General features: G+C 64.7%; 16 protein-coding genes. 4 read left to right on the forward strand and 12 right to left on the reverse strand.

Features of this window, described 5'->3' with window-relative positions; all coding sequences use genetic code 11:
- Positions 1–81: 81 nt before the first annotated feature.
- Positions 82–579 carry a peptide deformylase gene (locus tag AC0YKC_RS21955; protein WP_434723482.1) on the reverse strand — a complete coding sequence of 166 codons (498 nt, stop codon included), beginning with the start codon at positions 577–579 and terminating at the stop codon, positions 82–84.
- 3 nt (positions 580–582) lie between these two features.
- Positions 583–1788 carry an ROK family transcriptional regulator gene (locus AC0YKC_RS21960; protein ID WP_488512523.1) on the reverse strand — a complete coding sequence of 402 codons (1206 nt, stop codon included), beginning with the start codon at positions 1786–1788 and terminating at the stop codon, positions 583–585.
- Between the two features lie 223 nt (positions 1789–2011).
- Here AC0YKC_RS21960 and AC0YKC_RS21965 point away from each other — a divergent pair, with 223 nt between their 5' ends.
- The 4 genes from AC0YKC_RS21965 to otsB all read left to right on the forward strand — a co-directional run bounded on the left by AC0YKC_RS21965 (position 2012) and on the right by otsB (position 8054).
- Positions 2012–3070, forward strand: a complete 1059-nt coding sequence (locus AC0YKC_RS21965; RefSeq protein WP_488512524.1) for a glycosyltransferase family 4 protein — start codon at positions 2012–2014, stop codon at positions 3068–3070.
- A 102-nt stretch (positions 3071–3172) separates the two neighbouring features.
- Positions 3173–5335, forward strand: a complete 2163-nt coding sequence (locus AC0YKC_RS21970; protein ID WP_488512525.1) for an amylo-alpha-1,6-glucosidase — start codon at positions 3173–3175, stop codon at positions 5333–5335.
- A gap of 149 nt (positions 5336–5484) precedes the next feature.
- Positions 5485–7275, forward strand: a complete 1791-nt coding sequence (locus tag AC0YKC_RS21975) for an alpha,alpha-trehalose-phosphate synthase (UDP-forming) (protein ID WP_488512526.1) — start codon at positions 5485–5487, stop codon at positions 7273–7275.
- On the forward strand, positions 7272–8054 hold the full coding sequence (gene otsB, locus AC0YKC_RS21980; protein WP_434723478.1) for a trehalose-phosphatase: 783 nt from the start codon (positions 7272–7274) through the stop codon (positions 8052–8054). The genes AC0YKC_RS21975 and otsB overlap by 4 nt, the downstream gene beginning before the upstream one ends.
- A gap of 20 nt (positions 8055–8074) precedes the next feature.
- Here the strand turns inward: otsB and AC0YKC_RS21985 are convergent, their stop codons facing one another.
- From AC0YKC_RS21985 to AC0YKC_RS22030, 10 genes are all read right to left on the reverse strand, one after another.
- A complete protein-coding gene (locus tag AC0YKC_RS21985; RefSeq protein WP_320297121.1) occupies positions 8075–8812 on the reverse strand; it encodes an ATP-binding cassette domain-containing protein in 738 nt (245 codons plus the stop codon).
- Between the two features lie 86 nt (positions 8813–8898).
- Entirely contained in the window at positions 8899–10098 is a 1200-nt protein-coding gene (locus tag AC0YKC_RS21990; RefSeq protein WP_488512527.1) for an alanine racemase, read from the reverse strand.
- Positions 10099–10110: 12 nt separating this feature from the next.
- A complete protein-coding gene (locus AC0YKC_RS21995; RefSeq protein ID WP_434723477.1) occupies positions 10111–11082 on the reverse strand; it encodes an ABC transporter permease in 972 nt (323 codons plus the stop codon).
- A gap of 43 nt (positions 11083–11125) precedes the next feature.
- Entirely contained in the window at positions 11126–12187 is a 1062-nt protein-coding gene (locus AC0YKC_RS22000) for a substrate-binding domain-containing protein (RefSeq protein ID WP_488512528.1), read from the reverse strand.
- A 64-nt stretch (positions 12188–12251) separates the two neighbouring features.
- Complete coding sequence (locus tag AC0YKC_RS22005) at positions 12252–13313, reverse strand: substrate-binding domain-containing protein (RefSeq protein ID WP_488512529.1); 1062 nt, start codon at positions 13311–13313, stop codon at positions 12252–12254.
- Positions 13314–13345: 32 nt separating this feature from the next.
- Positions 13346–14599, reverse strand: coding sequence for a M20 family metallopeptidase (locus AC0YKC_RS22010; RefSeq protein WP_488512530.1), 1254 nt, complete (start codon positions 14597–14599; stop codon positions 13346–13348).
- Positions 14596–15810: an ROK family transcriptional regulator gene (locus AC0YKC_RS22015; RefSeq protein ID WP_488512531.1), complete on the reverse strand. Its 1215-nt coding sequence runs from the start codon at positions 15808–15810 to the stop codon at positions 14596–14598. The genes AC0YKC_RS22010 and AC0YKC_RS22015 overlap by 4 nt, the downstream gene beginning before the upstream one ends.
- Positions 15811–15930: 120 nt before the next feature.
- The gene (locus AC0YKC_RS22020) at positions 15931–17007 is read right to left on the reverse strand and encodes an ABC transporter ATP-binding protein (protein WP_488512532.1); all 1077 of its coding nucleotides are present in this window, start codon (positions 17005–17007) and stop codon (positions 15931–15933) included.
- Positions 17004–17804: an ABC transporter permease gene (locus tag AC0YKC_RS22025; RefSeq protein ID WP_434723471.1), complete on the reverse strand. Its 801-nt coding sequence runs from the start codon at positions 17802–17804 to the stop codon at positions 17004–17006. Before AC0YKC_RS22025 ends, AC0YKC_RS22020 begins: the two co-directional genes overlap by 4 nt.
- A 1-nt stretch (position 17805) precedes the next feature.
- The gene (locus tag AC0YKC_RS22030) at positions 17806–18666 is read right to left on the reverse strand and encodes an ABC transporter permease (RefSeq protein ID WP_488512533.1); all 861 of its coding nucleotides are present in this window, start codon (positions 18664–18666) and stop codon (positions 17806–17808) included.
- Positions 18667–18707 lie beyond the last annotated feature (41 nt).

Raw genomic sequence — 18707 nt, forward strand, 5'->3', positions numbered from 1 at the left:
ATCTCCGCCTTCACCTTCTGCTGCCGCTGCTCGGGTTCGAACGCGTCACCGGCCGTCAGACGAGTGCGTAGCCTCAGCAATCTAGGATGCCCGCAGTTTGCCGTAGCGTTTGATCAGGCGCTCGCGCTTCAAGCGTGACAGCCTGTGCGTCCAGAAGAGCCCGTCGAGCTGGTCGATCTCATGCTGGTGGCAGGCCGCCAGCAGACCCTCGGCGTCCTCGAACCGCTCCTTGCCCTCGAGATCCTGATAGCGAACCCGCACGCGGGCGTGCCGCTCGATATCCTCCGTCACACCGGGCATCGAAACGCTGCCTTCCGCATGGCGGATCATTTCGGTCGACGCCTCGACTATCGACGGATTTACAAAAATCCCGGACTTGGAGGAGGAAGGAAGTTGGATCGCCACCACACGTTTCAAAATGCCGATATGCGGGGCGGTGATACCAATCCCGGGCGCAGCATACATGGTGTCGAGGAGATCGATGGCGAGACGGAACAGCTCGACGTCGAACCGTTCGACGGGATCCGCGACCGCGCGCAGCAGGGGATCGGGAAATTTTATGATCGGGTGGACTGCCATGTATCAGCTCACAGGCTTCTGCAGCACGTCGAATTGCGGGTTGGTTTCCGAGAAAATCGGCAAGGCCGCGGCGCCGAGCACGGAGGTGTCCTTGCCCGCGGCGCCGACCAGCACTCGCGGGGTCATGCGGGCGCTGGTCGAGCTCACAGAGAGATGCAGCGGTTCGAGTCGGCTGGCCAAAGCCTCGATCACCGGCAGCGGCATGAAGCCGCCGAGCACGACGGTCTCGGGATCGAGCGCCATTTCCAGGATATCGATCGCCTGCCGCAACGGATCGACCGCCTCGGCGAGCCAGGCTTCGAAACGGCTGTCGCCCTTTGCCAAAAGCTCTTCCAGCAGGTCGGGAGAGGCATGGTCGGGATCCGGCAGGTCGAGCCTGTCATAGGCCGCGCGCAGCGAAACGTAGCGCTCCAGGCAGCCGCGCTTGCCGCAGTCGCAGGGCAGGCCGCCCGGCCTGACGATGATGTGGCCGATCTCGCCGGCATTGTGGCGGCTTCCCTTGTAGAGATGGCCGTCGAGAAAAAGGCCGGCGCCCAGGCCTGTCCCGATGAAGAGGTAGACGAAACTGCCGAGCTTGCGGGCAACGCCATAAAGCCGCTCGCCGATAGCCGCCGCGGTGGCGTCGTTTTCGACGGTGACGGCGATACCTGTCAGCCGCTCCAGTTCGTCGGCCACCGGAAAATCATGCCAGCCGGGGAGCGCCGTTGGGCCGACCGACGTCATGCCTTCGACGCCGAACGGCCCGGGCATCGCCATGCCTATGCCGAGCAGCTTCGCCCTGTCGAGCCGGGACGTTGCGATCAGGTCGCTCGATATCCCGGCAAGCAGCGGCATGGCCTGCGTGGGCGTCGGCCGGTCGACATGTCTCTCGATGCGGGCGCGCATGGTTCCGGAGAGATCGGTGACGACGCCGACGGCCAGCTGGTGGTCGAGCTGCAGGCCGATCGAATAACCGCCATCCGGGTTGATGGAGTAGGGGACGGCGGGTTGGCCGCGCGCGCCTTTCAGCGTTGCTTCAGGGCGCAGCAGCCCGGCCGTTTCCAACTCCTCGACGATGTTGGAGATGGTCTGCGACGACAGCGCCGTCAGCCTTGCAATCGCCGCCCGCGACAGCGCGCCGTTGGTGCGGATCGTTTCGATCACCACACGCCGGTTGTGCGATTTCGCCTGCTCGAGGTTAGTGCCGGAGATGGCTTTCTTGAGGGTCATTCGGTACTTACCAGTCACGGAAACTGTAGATTGCTACTTCAGAAAATCAAGTTGATTTAATTACTTAGCGCTAGGCATCACTTTTAGAACGAGGCGAGGTTGAAAGCCCTGGCCGACCTGTCATGCCCTGTCGAGCGGATATCGATCGTGCCCCGCGACCAATTGGGCAGGAACGATCTCGCGGCTGACGCATTTTGCCTCGCATCAACAGCCGAGGGACCAGATGCGCATAGCCCATGTCGCGCCGCTTTATGAATCCGTGCCGCCGAAACTCTATGGCGGGACCGAGCGGATCGTCTTCTACATCACCGAAGCGCTGGTCGAGCTCGGCCATGATGTGACGCTGTTCGCGAGCGGCGATAGCGAGACGTCGGCGCGGCTGGTGCCTGGACGCGACCAGGCAATACGCCTCGACGCGCGGCCGAAGAAGTCGGAGATCGCTGCGCATCTGGCCATGCTCGCCGATGTGCGCGAGCGCGCCGACGAGTTCGACGTCATCCATTTCCATCTCAGCCACTTCCTGCATTTCCCGTTCTTCGAAGAGATCGCGGGACGGACGGTGACGACGCCGCACGGCCGGCTCGACTATGTCGACCTGGCGCCGGCCTATAAGCGCTTTCCGCGTTTCCCGATGATCTCGATTTCGCAGAGCCAGAAGCGCGGCCTGCCGGACGCGAACTGGCTGGCCACCATCCATCACGGACTACCGCTCGATGCCTACCGGCCGACCTGCGAACCACAGGGGGAAGAGCCGTATCTCGCCTTCCTCGGACGCCTGTCGCGCGACAAACGGCCGGACCGCGCCATCGAGATCGCGCGGCGTTCCGGGTTGAAGCTGAAGCTGGCGGCCAAGATCGGCGACGACGACCGCGCCTATTTCCGCGATAACATCGAGGCGCTCATCGACGGTGACCGCATCGACTATGTCGGCGAGATCACCGAGGACGAGAAGGCTGAGTTTCTCGGCAATGCGGCAGGCCTGCTGTTTCCCATCGACTGGCCGGAGCCGTTCGGCCTCGTCGCGATCGAGGCCATGGCCTGCGGCACGCCGGTGATCGCCTGGAACAACGGCGCCTTGCCGGAGATCGTCGACAATGGCGTCACCGGTTTCGTGGTGGACAGTGTAGACGATGCGGTAGCGTCGATGCCAGCACTTCTCGATCTCGACCGGCGGCGTGTGAGAGCCGTCCTCGAGAAGCGGTTCTCGGCGACAAGAATGGCGCGCGACTATCTTGCTGCCTATATGCGCCTGACCGGCATGCCGGAGGCCAAGGCCTCCTGACCTTCACTGCGCCAATCTACGAGATAGAGCATGATGTCGTCCGAAACCGCTTCACACTTTTCGGCGTCATGCTCCAGGGCGGGGCAAACGAAGAGGTGACGAATGACGGAGCTCGACGAGCGCAAGCTCGATCCTGCCGTGGCCCTTTCCTCGCTTGACGAGACGGCGCCGCGGGAACCGCACCGGCTTTTTGCCCTCAAACAGGGCGACTGCTTCGCCGTCGCCGATGCCTATGGCGACATCAGGGGGGCGGGCGACGGGTTCTTCCGCGACGACACGCGAGTGCTGTCCGAATTCCGGCTGACCATCGGCGGCAGGCAGATGTCGCTGCTCGGCGCATCGCTCAGCCAGGACAATGTGCTGTTCACGTCCAACCTGACCAACCTGCCGATCAAGAGTGCCGGCGGGCGCGATATCCCGCAGGGCGCGATCCATATCGAGCGAGTCAGGCTCATCTGGCAGGACAGGTTGTTCGAGCGGATCACGCTTTCCAACTACAGCCGCGAGCATTCCACCATCACCGCCTCGCTGCACTTCGCCGCCGATTTTCGCGACATGTTCGAAGTGCGCGGCTCGACGCGGGTGAAGCGCGGTACGACGCATGTCGCCAAGACCGACAAGACTTCGGTGCTGCTCGGCTATGACGGTCTGGACGGCCTGCCGCGGCTTTCCGCGATCTCCTTTTCGCAGGCGCCGGACCAGTTGAGCGACAACCGCGCCGATTTCCTCGTCGCGGTGACCAAGCGCAGTCAAAAGGTGCTCTATATCGAGGTTGGCCCGGAGATCGCCGATGCGCCCGACCGCGACCGCTTCCGCGCCGCGGCGGCACGAGCCCGCTTCGGCATGCGCGCCAAGCGCAGGCACGGCGCCACAGTGCACAGCTCGGGTCGCGTCTTCAACGATTGGGTCGAGCGCGCCCGCGCCGATGTGGCGCTGCTCACCACCGAGCTTTCCACCGGGCCTTACCCTTATGCCGGCATTCCATGGTTCTCGACGGCGTTCGGACGCGACGGCGTGATCTCGAGCCTGCAGATGCTTTGGCTCAATCCGGGCCTGGCGCGCGGCGTGCTTGCCTTTCTGGCCGAGCACCAGGCGACCGAGACCTCGCCCTTCAGTGATTCCCAGCCGGGCAAGATCATGCATGAGACCCGCAAGGGCGAGATGGCGGCGCTGCGTGAGCTTCCTTTCGGCCGCTATTATGGCGGCGTCGACACCACGCCGCTCTATATCCATCTGGCTTCTGCTTATGCCGACCGCACTGGCGACATGGCCTTCATCGACAGGCTTTGGCCATCGCTCAAGGCCGCCGCCGAATGGACGGAGGAGGCAAGCCGCGCCACCGGTTTCGTCACCTACCAGCGCGCCGCCGAATCCGGTCTCGCCAACCAGGGCTGGAAGGACAGTTTTGACTCCGTCTTCCATGCCGATGGGCGCATCCCTAAGGGGCCGATCGCGCTGGTCGAGGTGCAGGGCTATGTGTTTGCCGCCTTCCGCGGCCTGGCCGCGCTGGCGCGCCGCCGCGGCGAGTTCGCCGACGCCGAGCACTGGGAAAACCGGGCCGAGGAAATGCGGGTCGCGGTGGAACGCGACTTCTGGCTGGACGACATGAATTTCTATGCACTGGCCATCGATGGCGAGGGCCAGCCCTGCAAGGTGCGCACATCAAATGCGGGACACCTGCTTTTCGTCGGGCTGCCGCAGCCTGAGCGCGCCAAGCTGGTCGCCGAGCAGTTGCTGTCGGCGTCTTTCCATTCCGGCTGGGGCTTGAGGACGCTCGCCGACGATGCGGTGTTTTTCAACCCGATGTCCTACCATAACGGCTCGATCTGGCCGCATGACACGGCGCTTTGCGGCGTCGGCCTCGCGCGTTACGGTGAACGCGACAGCGTGGTGCGGCTGATGAGCGGCACTTTCGAGTCGGCCGTGCATTTCAACATGCGGCTGCCAGAACTGTTTTGCGGGTTCGCTCGGGCCCCAGGCGAAGCGCCCATCGCCTATCCCGTCGCCTGCCTGCCACAGGCCTGGTCGGCCGGTTCCACCTTCATGCTGATGCAGGCCTGTCTGGGCCTGGAAATCGATGGCTGGAAAGGCGAATTGCATGTCACGCGCCCAAGGCTGCCGATCGGCATCGACACCCTCGTGCTCCGGCATCTGAGCGTCGGTGACAAGGCCGTCGATTTGACCTTCCAGCGGGTAGGCGACCGTGTCGCCGCCTTCCTCTCCGATCGTCATGAAGGCCAGGTGCCGCTTATCGTGCGGACTTAGAAGAAGGCGTCGCAAGTCCGCGTTCAACAATCGGAAAATGTCGGAACCGACCGGCGGTTTGTGCGTTGCACACCTGAACCGGTCTGCCCGTCCGCAGCAGGCAAGAACGAAAAACAAAGAGCGACAGCCGGAGGCAACCTGGCGTTTCAATGACACAATATGGCGTTGACCTGTTTTTGGTCCTTATTCTCGCAAGCCTCGGACTTTCCGCTCTCGCGATCTTCATTTCGGTATCCCGGCGTCGTCACCATTCGAGGGCTGCTGCTTCGCAAGCTTCCGGCGACGACTTCGCCGCCGAGACCGCGCGCAAGGTGCTGCGCGAATTCGAGAAGAACGGGCAGTCCGTCGACGCGGCTCTGGTCACATGGTCCCCGGATACGCTGCGCAAGATCCTCGCCGACGAACTGCCGGATGCGCAGGTGATCGTCGTGTCCAATCGCGAGCCTTATATCCACAACGAAACCAAGGACGGCGGCGTCGAACTCGTCGTTCCGGCGAGCGGGCTGGTCTCGGCACTGGAGCCGATCACGCGCGCTTGCGGCGGCACCTGGATCGCCTATGGCGGCGGCAGCGCCGACCGGACGGTGGTGGACAGGAACGATCGCGTGCAAGTGCCGCCCGAAAATCCGTCCTACACGCTGCGCCGCGTCTGGTTGAGCGACGACGAATATCAAGGCTACTATCTCGGCTTCGCCAATGAGGGCTTGTGGCCGCTTTGCCATATCGCGTTCACGCGTCCGATCTTTCGCGAGTCGGACTGGGAGGCCTATGAGGCCGTCAACCGCAAATTCGCCGAGACGGTGGTTGCCGAGGCGCGTAACGAACGACCGATCGTGCTGGTCCAGGACTACCACTTCGCGCTGTTGCCGCGCATGATCCGCGAGCGGCTGCCCGAGGCGATCGTCATCACCTTCTGGCATATCCCCTGGCCGAACTCGGAAGTGTTCAGCATCTGCCCCTGGCGCGAGCGCATCCTCGACGGCCTGCTCGGCAGCTCCATCATGGGCTTCCACACTCAGTTCCACGCCAACAACTTCACCGAAAGCGTCGACCGCTTCATGGAAAGCCGCATCGAGCGGGCGGACGCCGCAGTGTCCTATGGCGGCCAGGTGACGCTGGTGCATTCCTATCCGATCTCGATCGAATGGCCGGCCGAGCTCCTGAAAGCCCTGCCCAGCGTCGAGGAGTGCCGGGCGCGTGTTCGCAGGCGGTTCAACATTCCGGCGGACGCCAAGCTCTGCGTCGGCGTCGAACGTCTCGACTACACCAAGGGCATCCTCGATCGCTTCCACGCATTGGAGGAGCTGTTCATTCGTCATCCCGAAACGATCGGCAATGTCGTCTTCCTGCAGATCGCGGCGCCCAGCCGGGGCACGCTGCCGGCTTACAAGCATCTGCATGAGGAATGCCTGCGCTATGCCGAGGAACTCAACCAGCGCTACGGCGGCCAATCCTACCAGCCCGTCGTCATGGTCGCCGAGCACCATTCGCAGGCGGCGGTCTACGAACTCTATCGCGCCGCCGACATCTGCCTCGTCACCAGCTTGCATGACGGCATGAACCTTGTCGCCAAGGAGTTCGTGGCGTCGCGCGACGACGAGCAGGGCGTGCTTTTGCTCAGCACCTTCGCCGGCGCCTCGCGCGAATTGCTGGAGGCGCTGATCGTCAATCCCTACGACGCGGCGATGATGAGCGAGGCGATGTTGCAGGCGCTGACCATGGGACCGGACGAGCAACATGAGCGCATGCGGCGCATGCGCGATATCGTGCGCGACAACAATGTCTTCCGCTGGGCCGGCAGCATGCTGCTCGACGCGGCGCGGCTCAGGAAGCGCGGCGACCTCGACCGGGTCACGGCTTTATACGAGCGGCCGGCAGGGCCCACCGGCGACAATGTCGTTTCCATGTTCGAACGCAAACAGGCAGTCGGATTCCGATGAATAGTCAAGCAGATCTCACCCCGACGCTTCCCGAAGGCCGCTGGGCGCTTTTCCTCGACATCGACGGCACCTTGCTGGAGCATGCGGCGCATCCCGATGCGGTATCGGTCAGCGACGAGTTGCGGCAATTGCTGCAGACGATCGAGCATCGTCTCGACGGAGCGCTCGCCTTCATCACCGGGCGCTCGATCGCCGCTGTCGACCATCTGTTCGATCCGCTGAAGCTCAGGATCGCCGGCCTTTACGGGCTGGAGCACAGACTTCTGCCGGATGGAGAGATCGAGGCCGCCGATGCGCCGGCGGATATGGCGGCGCTTGCCGATGAGATCGAGCTGGAGCTAGCAAGCAAGGCTGTCTATGTCGAGCGCAAGGGTCCTGTGCTCGCCATCCACACGAGAGCAGCACCCCAGCTTCTGGCACGGGCGACGGAACTGGTCGAGGCAGCGCTCAGCCGGTTGCCGCAAGGCTACCGCGTCATCGCCGGCAATGCCGGCGTCGAGCTGATGCCCCTCGAAGCCGCCAAGGGCGCCGCGATCCGGCGCTTCATGCAGCTCGATCCGTTCACCGGCAGGCGCCCGGTGTTCCTCGGTGACGACACGTCCGACGAGAACGGCTTCGACACGGTCAATGCCGCCGGCGGGATTTCGATCCGCGTGAAGCCGCAAGGCGAGACCGCGGCGCGCTTCGCCATCGAAGATGTCGCCAGCGCCATTGCCTGGCTCGAAGCCAATTTCGGCGAGCCGGTCGCGCAAACGGCCCGCGGCAATCTCGTCGCCTAAGTCGGCCAGGCGCTACGCGGCTACTGTTGCTGCAAGCCCGTGATCATGGCGATGATCTCGTTCTTGTCGGTCTTCTTCGTCTCGCGCACGCCGATCTGCTTGCCGCGCCTCAGGACACAGATGCGGTCCGACAGCTTGAACACCTGGTCGAGGCTGTGGCTGATGATCAGGATGCCGACATTGCGCTGCTTCAGCGACAGAACGATTTCTTCCACTTTCGCTGTCTCGGCAACGCCGAGCGCGGCCGTCGGCTCGTCGAGCAGGATCAGCTTGCTTGCCCAATGCGTCGCCCTGGCGATCGCCACGCCCTGGCGCTGACCGCCGGAGAGGTCGCGGATGGTGGCATGCGCGGAAGGGATGCGCACATCCAGTTCCTTCACCAGCTTTTCCGTCTCGGCGATCATGCGGCGGCGGTCGAGCAGGCCGAAGCGGTTCAGCGGCTCCCGGCCGAGGAACATGTTCATGTAGACGGTCTGCTGGTCGGCCAGCGCGAGGTCCTGATAGACCACCTCGATGCCGTGCGCGCGCCCCATGGTGGCGTTCGACATCGTCACCGGCTTGCCCTCGATGGCAATCGTGCCGGAGGAGGGCGGATGCACGCCCGAGACGATCTTGACCAGCGTCGACTTGCCGGCGCCGTTGTCGCCGACAAGCGCCACGATCTCGCCCGGGAAGACCTCGAGCGAGAAGTTCTCGATCGCGGTGATGCCGCCGAAATTCTTGCGGATGTCCTGAAGCTGCAGGATGGGCGCGCTCATCGCATTCTCCTTCGTTGGAGCATGATCTTGTCCGAAAACCGGTTTCCACTTTTCGCTGACGCGGTCCTTCGGTTCGGGATCATGCTCTAGACAGGCCAGGCATAGGGTTCGCCAAAGCCGTTCTCGATGGTTTCGACCTTCGGATTGCCCTTCGAAATGCCGGAGACGCCGACAACATAGGCGCGGGTGACGAAGGCCTGGCCGCGGAAGCCGAAGACGGCGCTGTCGCCGGGCTTCGGCGCACGTGCGCCGGAGGCGTCGATCATGGCGTAGTAGTCGATCGCCGAAGGCGGCGGCACCTCGACGCTTTTGAGCGCGGAAGCGGCGGTGGTCGGTTCGGCCGAGACAATCGCCTTGACGTCATAGTCCGGGAAGATCGGGTCGATATAGAAGCCGCCGCCGAAGCAGTAGGCCTTGCCGCCCGACAGATGCGAGACCTCGGTGAGATAGAGCACGGCAGGCAATTCCGGCAGGTCCTCCATGACATGCAGCGCCGTGGTGCCGTGCAGGCCGTTGCCGGGCTCGCACTGCGTGGCGCCGGCTTTCGCCAGCGCGGCCAGCATGACGCTCGACGTCGTGCCCGGCGCATTGATTTCGATCTCCTTGCGGCCCGCCTTGGCGAGCGCCTCGGCGGCCTTGCTCAGTGTCGCCAGATTGGGCGTCGGCAAAACCTTTCGCGCGGCATGGTCGAAGAGCAGGGCAGGGAAGGTGGTGATGCCGGCGAAGCGGCCGCCCGGAACGGCATCGAGCCGGTTGGCGATTGCGACAACCTCGCCGGCGTCGAAGCCGCCTTCATGGCCGCGGTAGAAAATGTCGCCTTCCGCCGCGATGCGGGCGAGCAGGTTCTGGACATAGCCGGCGGCCTTGGCGCCCTTGGCTGCCTCCTCGGCCTTGGTGTCGTTGAAGACGGTCCAGTAATCCGGCTTGAACGTCCTTGCCGCAGCATCGGCTTCGAATTTCGCGATCTGCTGCAGATGGCCGAGATGGCCAAGCTTCATCCCGGCCTTGTGCGTGGCGCGCGCGCAGGCCATGTCGACCGCTACCGCGCGTTCGATGCCGCCGCGCATCACCGCCTTGCAGAACGAGCTCGAGCGTCCGACCTGCTTGGTCATGGCGAAGACCTTCAGGCCGAGCCGGTCGGCTTCGTCCCTGAGGACCTTGGCATTGTGCTCGACCGTATCGAGATCGAGCACATAGGCGTTGGCCGGCAGCTTGCCCTGCTGGTGAAGGCCGATCGCTGCTTCGATGAAGGCGGGGTTGCGGCGGCGCAGAACGTCGAGAAACATGGGTCGATTCCTTCAGCGGGATTTGTCGCGCAGCGACACGGCGACGGCGGTGAGGATGATCAGGCCGCGCACGATCATCTGGTCGGAAACCGAAAGCCCCATCAGGATCAGGCCATTGTTCAACATGCCCATCATCAACGAGCCGACGAGCGCGCCGACGATCGAGCCCTTGCCGCCATTGAGCAGCGTGCCGCCGACGATGACGGCGGCGATGACCGTCATCAGATCGGTTTCGCCAAGCGTGTATTTCGCCGCCTGCAGGCGGCCTGCGTAGAGCAGTCCGGCAAGCCCCGCGAGCCCGCCGCTGATGGTGAGCACGGCAAGCCTGATTTTCGGCACGCTGATGCCCGAAACGCTCGCCGCGCGGGCATTATCGCCGGTCGCCAGCACATGCGCGCCGAAACGCGTCTCACGGTAGACGAGGTGGCCGATGGCGATGGCGATGGCCGTCCACCAGATCAGCGACGGTACGTCGAGCAGGGAGCCCGAGCCGAAGAAACCGGTGAAGGCTTCGTTGGTGACCGAGATCGAACGCAGGTCGGTCATCGAGCGCGAGACGCCGGCGAACAGGCCCATCGTCGCCAATGTCACCAGGAACGACGGCAGCCTGACATAGGCGACCAGCGCGCCGTTGATGAGGCCGATGAGGATACCGGCACCCAGGCCGACGGCGATGCCCGCCGCCATGCCATAGGAGGCGATGGTGACGGCGGCGGCGAGCGCCGCCACCGCCACGATCGAGCCGATCGAAAGGTCGATCTCGCCGGCCGACATGACGAAGACCAGGCCGATCGCCATGATCGTCACCGGCGCCGTCTGCAGCACGATGTTGGAGAGGTTGCGCACTGTGAGGAAGCCGCCGTCCCTCAGCATGAAGGCGAAGAACAGGAAGATCGCCAGGAAGCCGAGATAGACGACATATTGCTGCAGATTGAAGCGGCTGGCGAAGCTGCCCACCTCGGTGCCGGTGTTGGCGCTGGTCATGTTTGATCTCCGATGGTGCGTGCTTCGCAGCCTGCCACGCCGTTTACTTCATGGCGTCCGCGATGATCGCGGGCACATCCCTGTTGAGCGACTTCTTCCAGCCATCCTTCACCGTGTCCTTGGTGACGGCGATGGAATCGACCGCGTAGAAAGGCTCGGTCTTCAGGCCGACCAGCGAGCCTGCCGAGGCACGCGCCAGCGTCACGCCGATGCTGTAGGCCTCGTCGGCGACAAGGGCCGCGATGTTGCCGCCCTTGACCATGTCGAGCGCGGCCGGTTCGTTGAGGTCGAGCGTGACGATCTTGGTGTGCTTGTTGCCGGCGCCGCGCAATGCGGAGAGCACGCTGAGAGCCGGCTCCGCCCAGGTGACATAGATGCCGTCAAGGTCCGGATGCTGGGTGATCATCGCCTGCGCTATATCCTCTGAGCGCGCCGGGTCGGCCATGCCGGCCTCGGCGGCGATCTTCATGTCGGGATAATCCTGCTCGATGGTCTTCTTGAAGGCGCCGTCGCGCTGGTTGGTCACGTAGAAATCGGCGTCGTGGAAGATGTAGCCGACCTTGCCCTTCTTGCCGAGCGCCTCGGCCATGGCGATGCCGGCCTTGTTGCCCATCTGGAAGAGGTCGTCGGAAACGATGGTGACGTAATCCGTGCCCTGCTTGTAGCCGGCCGGGCAATTGTCGACGAAGCCAAGCTTGACGCCGGCCTGGCGGGCCGGATCGTAGACGGAGGCGGCGGTCGCCGGATCGACCGGGAGCGATAGGATGATCGACGGCTTCTTGGCCATCACCGTCTCGACATCGGCCTTCTGGCGCGCGGCGTCGAAACCGGCGTCGGTCTGCGCCACCACTTCGATGCCGAGACGCTTGAACTCGTCGCGCGCGCCGGCGTTTACGGCGTTGGTGTACTCGCTCATCTCGTGCCAGACGAGAGCCGCGGTGAACTTGCCGTCCTTGATCTGCTGCTCCTGCGCGGCCGTCAGCGTGAGCGAGGCCGCCGGGACCGGTTTCTCGCCGTTCGGGCCGGTGGTGACGCCTTCGGCGGCGAAGGCGTGAGCGGCGAACAGGCTCGCCAATATGGTGATGATGCCCAATGCTTTGCGCATGTCAGTTCCCCTTTTTGTTCAGGAAGAGAGCTCCGGCCCGGTAAGCCGGGCCGGAGCGTCGGCTTCACTTCGCCGCGTCGAGCACCGACTGAGGCGCGTCGCGGTTGAGCGAGTCCTTCCAGCCCTGGGAGACATTCTCCTTGGTCACGGTCAGCGCCGGCGCGACGACGAACGGGGGCGTCTGCTGGGCAAGCAGCGACTTCATGCCGGAGGTGGCCATGGCGCGGCCGAGCTCATAGGCCTTGTCGGCGACGAGTGCGGCGACATTGCCGCCCTTGACCATGTCGAGCGCGACCGGCTCCGCAAGGTCGAGCGTGACGATCTTCGTGTGCCTGTTGCCGGCGCCGCGCAGCGCCGAGAGCACGCCATCGGCCGGCTCGGCCCAGGTCACATAGATGCCGTCGAGATCGGGGTGCTGCAGCAGCATGGCGTTGGCCAGTTCCTCGGCGCGGGCCGGGTCGGAAATGCCCTGTTCGGCGACGATCTTGATGTCGGGATAGTCCTTCTCGATGGTCTTCTTGAAGGACTGGTCGCGCTGGTTGGTGACGTAGTAATTGGCGTCGTGGAAGATGTAGCCGACCTTGCCCTTGCCGCCGATGGCCTTGGCCATCGCGTCGGCCGCCTGCTTGCCCATCTGGTAGAGATCGTCGGTGACGATCGAGGCGTAGTCGGTGCCTTGCTTGTAATCCTTGGGCAGGTTGGACAGGAACACCAGCTTGACGCCGTCCTTGACCGCCTGGCGGAAGGCCTCGGCGGAGGTGACGGGGTCGAGCGGCAGCGCCAGGATGACGTTCGGCTTTGCGGCTAAAGCGGTCTCGATGTCGCTGCGCTGGCGGGCGGCGTCGAACTGCGCGTCGGTCTTGACCGCGATCGAGATGCCGGCGCGGGCGAACTCGTCGGTGGCGCCCGCGGTCACCGCGTTGGTGAAGTCGGAAGAGGTGTGCCACAGAAGGGCTGCCTTATAACCCTTGTCCTTCAGCGCCGCGATGTCGGCATCGCTCAGCGTCAGGCTGGAACTCGGGGTGGCGGTCTCGCCCTGCGGCCCGACCGTCTGCGCGTGAGCCGCGCCGGCGGCCAGCATCAACCCGCCGGCCAGGGCGGCGGCAATCCATTTCTTCATCAGCATGTTTCAGTCTCCCATTTCGCTTCGTTGGTCTTTCAGTCGGCCACGCCGCAATAGCGGGCCATGAAGGCGGCGAAGCCGACGATGCCGGCGAGGTGTTCCTCGACATCGACGTGCTCCTCGAACGTGTGGCAGTTGCGGATGTCGCCCGGCGCGCAATAGACGGCGGGAATGCCGAGCCGATTGACGAAGAACGAGGATTCCGACCAGAAGGGCGCGCCCTCGATCACGCCGCGCCCGCCCATGGCTTTAGCCATCGAGTCCGAAAGCAGGGCGACTTCGGCGCGCGTCTCGTCGATCTCGGCGGCGGTGCCGCCCAGCCTGTGGTCGCGTCCGGCCGGATAGGCGAACTCCACGGTGATCTCGGGATCGGTGATGGCGCGGCGTACCGCGGCCTCGATCTCGGCGGCGGCGCTGTCGAGGGATTCGCCCGGCAGCAGCTTGCGGATCAGCGACAGCGTGCATCGCTCGGGCACGGCGATATAGCCGCCGCCGGTAAGGCCGGTGATCAGCAGGAAGCCGCGCCCGGTGAGCTTGTGCTCGGCGCGGGCGGCCACCTCATCAGAGTGTTTCCACAGCGCGGTCATTGCGGCGTGGGCGGCGCGAAGGGCGTCCTTGCCAAGCTCCGGCACGCCGAAATAGGCCGACTTGCCGGTAATCGTGATGTCGGTGATGAAGAAGCCGATCTGCGCGGCGTAGACGGCAAGCCGAGTCGGCTCGACATAGACGGTGAAGTCGGGCGTCGCGACCTCGCCGGCCTCGATGCGGCCGACGAAATGCTTGATGCCGGCAGAGACGCCGGTGCCGGGCTGGCCGCTTTCCTCGTCGCCGACGAAAGCGAAGGCGACGTCGCCCTTGAGGCGGATGCCGGCCTTGTCGAGCAGCGAGAGCGCCGCCAGCGAGGCGGTGATGCCGGCCTTGAGATCGCCCGAGCCGCGGCCCCAGACTGCCCCGTCGATGATGGGCGCGCCAAACGGATCCTCGCGCTCGGTGCCGGCCCAATGCTCCCGCCAGCCGTCGACATGAACGGTGTCGGTATGGCCGATGAAGAGCAGGCGCTGGCCCTGGCCAGTTCCCTTGCGCTCGCCCCAGATGTTCGGCCTGCCGGGCAGGAAATCCGCTCGGCTCAGGCCGCTCAGTCCCAGTTCGCGCATTTTCGTTTCGAGGAAGTCGACGAAATTCGCCTCGTTGCCGGTGATGCTGTCGCGTCCTATCGCGCCCCGAAACAGCGCCAGGGCCTGGTCGGCATCGAAAGCGGCGCGCAGCCGGGTTGTGATATCGCTGGTCACAGCACGACCTCCTTCAGGGCAGCCGCCTGGGCGGTGGGAAGTGAAATGCGGCCGTCCGGCGCGTCGACGCCGAAGAGTGTGTTGTGCAACTGGCCAAGCCCGATCGCAGCGGCGCCGATAAGCGCTGCCCGCGCGCCCAGTTCGCCGGCCTCGACGGTGACGGGATAGGGGAAGCAGAGCGGTATCAGGGCCTTGACGCGCGAGAGGATCTCCGGCCTGAGGCCGATCGAGCCACCAAGTATGACCTTTTGCGGATTGGCGACGGCGGCGATCGCGGCGATGCCTTGCGCCAGATAGCGCGCCGTCTCGTCGAGCACGGCGAGCGCTGCCTTGTCGCCCTTTGCGGCATTCTCGAAGATCGCCGGGACCGCGACCTGGGTGCCGGTCAGGGATCTGTAGCGCTCGGTCATCGCGTGCGTCGCCACCACTCGCTCGAAAGCACCGGTGCGCAGCGATTCCGCCGCGAACGGATCGGCGCCGATCGGCATGAAACCGATTTCACCTGCCGCATGGGTGGCGCCGCGCACCAGATGGCCGCCCAGCATCAGGCCGCTTCCGACGCCGGTGCCCAGCGCGATATAGGCGAGGTTGTCGATGCCCTGGCCCTGGCCCAGCCAATTCTCGCCGAGCACGGCGAGATTGACGTCGTTCTCGATCATCACCGCGACGCCGAGCGCCTTCTCGAACGCGTCAAGCACATTCATGGCGTCGAAGCCGGCGATGTTGGGCGCGAGCATGATGCGGCCGGTCGCGGGGTCCGGCGCGCCCGGCGCGCCGATGACGGCAAGGCGAATCTTCTTGCGGGGGATGCACTCCCTGGCCGCGGCCTGGAAGGCAAGTGCTGCGATCTGGTCGATGATGAACTGGCCGCCGCGCGGATCGGTCGGCGTCGCCGCTTCGGCGAAGATCTGGCAGGCGAGATCGGTCAGCGCCACGCGAACCTTGGTGCCGCCCAGGTCGACGGCGATGATGTAGGCGGCGTCGTGGACAAGCTCATAGGTGACCGCGGTGCGCCCGACATGGCCGCTGGTGCGTCCTGTCTCCTGCACCCAGCCTTCCTGCTCGAGGCCGCGTACGATTTCCGAGATCGTCTGCTTCGAAAGGCCGGTGAGCTTGGAAATCGACGCCCGCGATATCGGCCCGCCCTGGACGATCGCCTCCATGACGGAGCGTTGCGAGAACTGGCGGGAAATACGCGGCAGGTCGCTCACAGCAGGGCCTCGGATTAATTCGTTCTGTCACCGAACTTATTATTCAAGCATTTGCTTGTCAACAACCTTGTTGTGGCACTGGGAACGACGATCGGAGGGTGGATGCTGGCGGAGCTCTGCTCAAGCGGGAAACAGGAAAGCCGCGCCCGGATCGAAAAACACCGGGCGACGGGACGATGCAACATCCTGCGCGGCGAGCGCCGAAGATGTCGGCCGGATGTCGATTTCCTGTCCGGCGCTCGTGCGCGCCACAATGCGCCGGCGCTCGCCATAGAAGGCGACGTCGACGATCTCGACCGCAAGCTCGGCATTGTTCGGCGAGCGCTCCAGGCGAAACGCTTCCGGCCTGATCATCAGCCTGGTTTTCTGTCCGGGGGCGAAACTGCCATTGGCATTTATGCCGGAGACAAGCGCGCCGTCGGCGAGGCGGATGGTGGAAGCGCCGCCCACCGTTTCCAGATGCTCGGCGGCGAGGAAATTCGAGTTGCCGATGAAGCCGGCGACGAAATCGGTGGCCGGCCGTAGATAAAGGTCCTCGCCTGTGCCGATCTGCTCGATACGGCCATCGCGAAACAGCGCGATGCGGTCCGACAGATGCAGCGCTTCTTCCTGGTCGTGCGTGACGTAAAGGATGGTGACGCCGGTCTCGCGATGGATGCGGCGGATTTCGGCCTGGATCTCCTCGCGCAGCTTCTTGTCCAGCGCCGACAGCGGCTCGTCCATCAGCAGGATCGGCGGATCGTAGGCCAGCGCGCGGGCGAGTGCGACGCGCTGCTGCTGGCCGCCTGAGAGCGCCGTGGGCAGGCGCTCGGCGAAGCTTTCCAGCCGCACCAGCGACAGCATGTCGGCGACCTTGCGCTTGACCTCGGTGTCGGGCCGGCGGCGGACGCGGAGCGGGAAGGCGACGTTTTCGGCGACGCTCAGATGCGGGAACAGCGTGTAGCGCTGGAAGACCATGCCGATGTTGCGCTTGTGCGAAGGCACCGACAGCAACGACTTGCCTTGCAGCCGCACGTCGCCGGAGGTCGGATCCTGGAAGCCGGCGATGGCGTAGAGCGTCGTCGATTTGCCCGAGCCCGACGGTCCGAGGAAGGTCAGGAACTCGCCCTTGGGAATATCCAGCGTCACATCGTGAACGGCGGTGAAGGCACCGAATGCCTTGCGCAATTTGCGGATCGAGAGAAAGGGTTGGGTCATGTCTGCAGCTTTCGACGCAAGAGTGCCGTCACGATCATCAGGGCCAGCGTGAGCCCAACCAGCAGGCTGGAAGCGGCGGCGATCACGGGCGTGAGGTCCGAGCGGAGGCTCCCCCAGATCTTGACCGGCAATGTCTGCAAGGTTGGGCTCGCCATGAAGATCGCCACGACCACCTCATCCCAGGAGGCCAGGAAGGAAAAGATCGCGGCGGAGAAGATGCCGATGCGGATCGACGGCAGAGTGATGCGGAGCTTGGCCTGAAGCGGGCTCGCGCCGCAGACGATTGCGGCGTCCTCGATCGACTTGTCGAAGCCTTCGAGCGCGGTGGCGATCGGGATGATGGCGAAGGGCAGCGCAAGCACGGTGTGGGCGACGACGAAGCCGACGGTCGTGCCGCCAAGCCCAAGCCTCAGGAAGAAGGCATAGATGGCGATGGCGAAGACGACGACCGGCAGGACCATCGGCGTGAGCAGCAGTCCACGCAGGATCTCGCGGCCGCGGAACTGGCCGCGCACCAGCGCGAAGGAGGCGAGCAGACCGATGGCAACGGCGAGGATTGCGGTCATCGTGGCGATGCGGGCGCTGGTCAGCGCTGCCTCGATCCAGGACGGATCGGCAAACAGCTCCTGATACCATTTCAGCGTCCAGCCGGGTGGCGGGAAGGCCAGCCAGCGCGACGAGCCGAAGGAGAGCAGGACGATGAAGACCACCGGCAGCAGCAGGAAGGCCGCGACCAGTGCCGTGAAGGCGAGCAGTGCTGCCTTCAGCCAGCCGAGGCGATCATAGTCGAGCAGCATCTCAGGCGCCTCCCGTCGTGCGTCTGGCGCCGACAAGGCGCAGCTGCAGCGCATAGAGCGCCATGGTGACGACGAGCAGGATGAAGGCGGCAGCGCTGCCCAGCCCCCAGTTGAGCAGCGACTGGATCATCTGCGCGATCATTTCGGCGAGCATCATGTTCGACGTGCCGCCGAGCAGCGCCGGCGTGACGAAATAGCCGAGCGACATGACGAAGACCATCAGCCCGCCGGCGGCGATGCCGGGAAGCGAGAGCGGCAAAAGGATGCGGCGGAAGGCGGCAAGCGGGCTGGCACCACAAAGCGCGGCGGCGCGCAAAGTCATCGGGTCGATGGCGCGCAAGGTGCCGACCAGCGGCAGGATCATGAAGGGCAGCATGATGTAGACCATGCCGATGGTGACGCCGGTGAGGTTGTTGATGAGTGGCAGCGGCTGGTCGATGATGCCGGCGCCCATCAGCGCCCGATTGATGACGCCGGTGCGCTGCAACAGCACCATCCAGGCATAGGTGCGGGTCAACAGGTTCGTCCACATCGACAGAATGATGATGCCGAACAGGATCGAGGTGAGCGCCGGCGGCATGATCGCCAGCATCCAGGCGACCGGGAAGGCGACGAGCACGGTGACGATGGTGACGACGAAGGCGACGAGGAAGGTGTTGAAGAACACGCGAGCGTACGTGCCGTCGCCCAGCAGCGCCGCATAATTCTGCAGCCCGAGGGCGGGGTCGGTGACGCTGCGCAGTAAAAGCGCCAGCACCGGCACGACGAAGAAAAGTCCGATCAGGATCAATGCCGGAAGCAGGCCGCCGAGGCCTGCCGGTATCCGAGGGGTTGCGATCCCTTGCTGTGCTTCCACCGACATGGCGGTAATCCCGGATTGCGGGTCGGGACGGCGAGCGCCGC

The sequence above is a fragment of the Mesorhizobium sp. CNPSo 4661 genome (assembly GCF_057784215.1).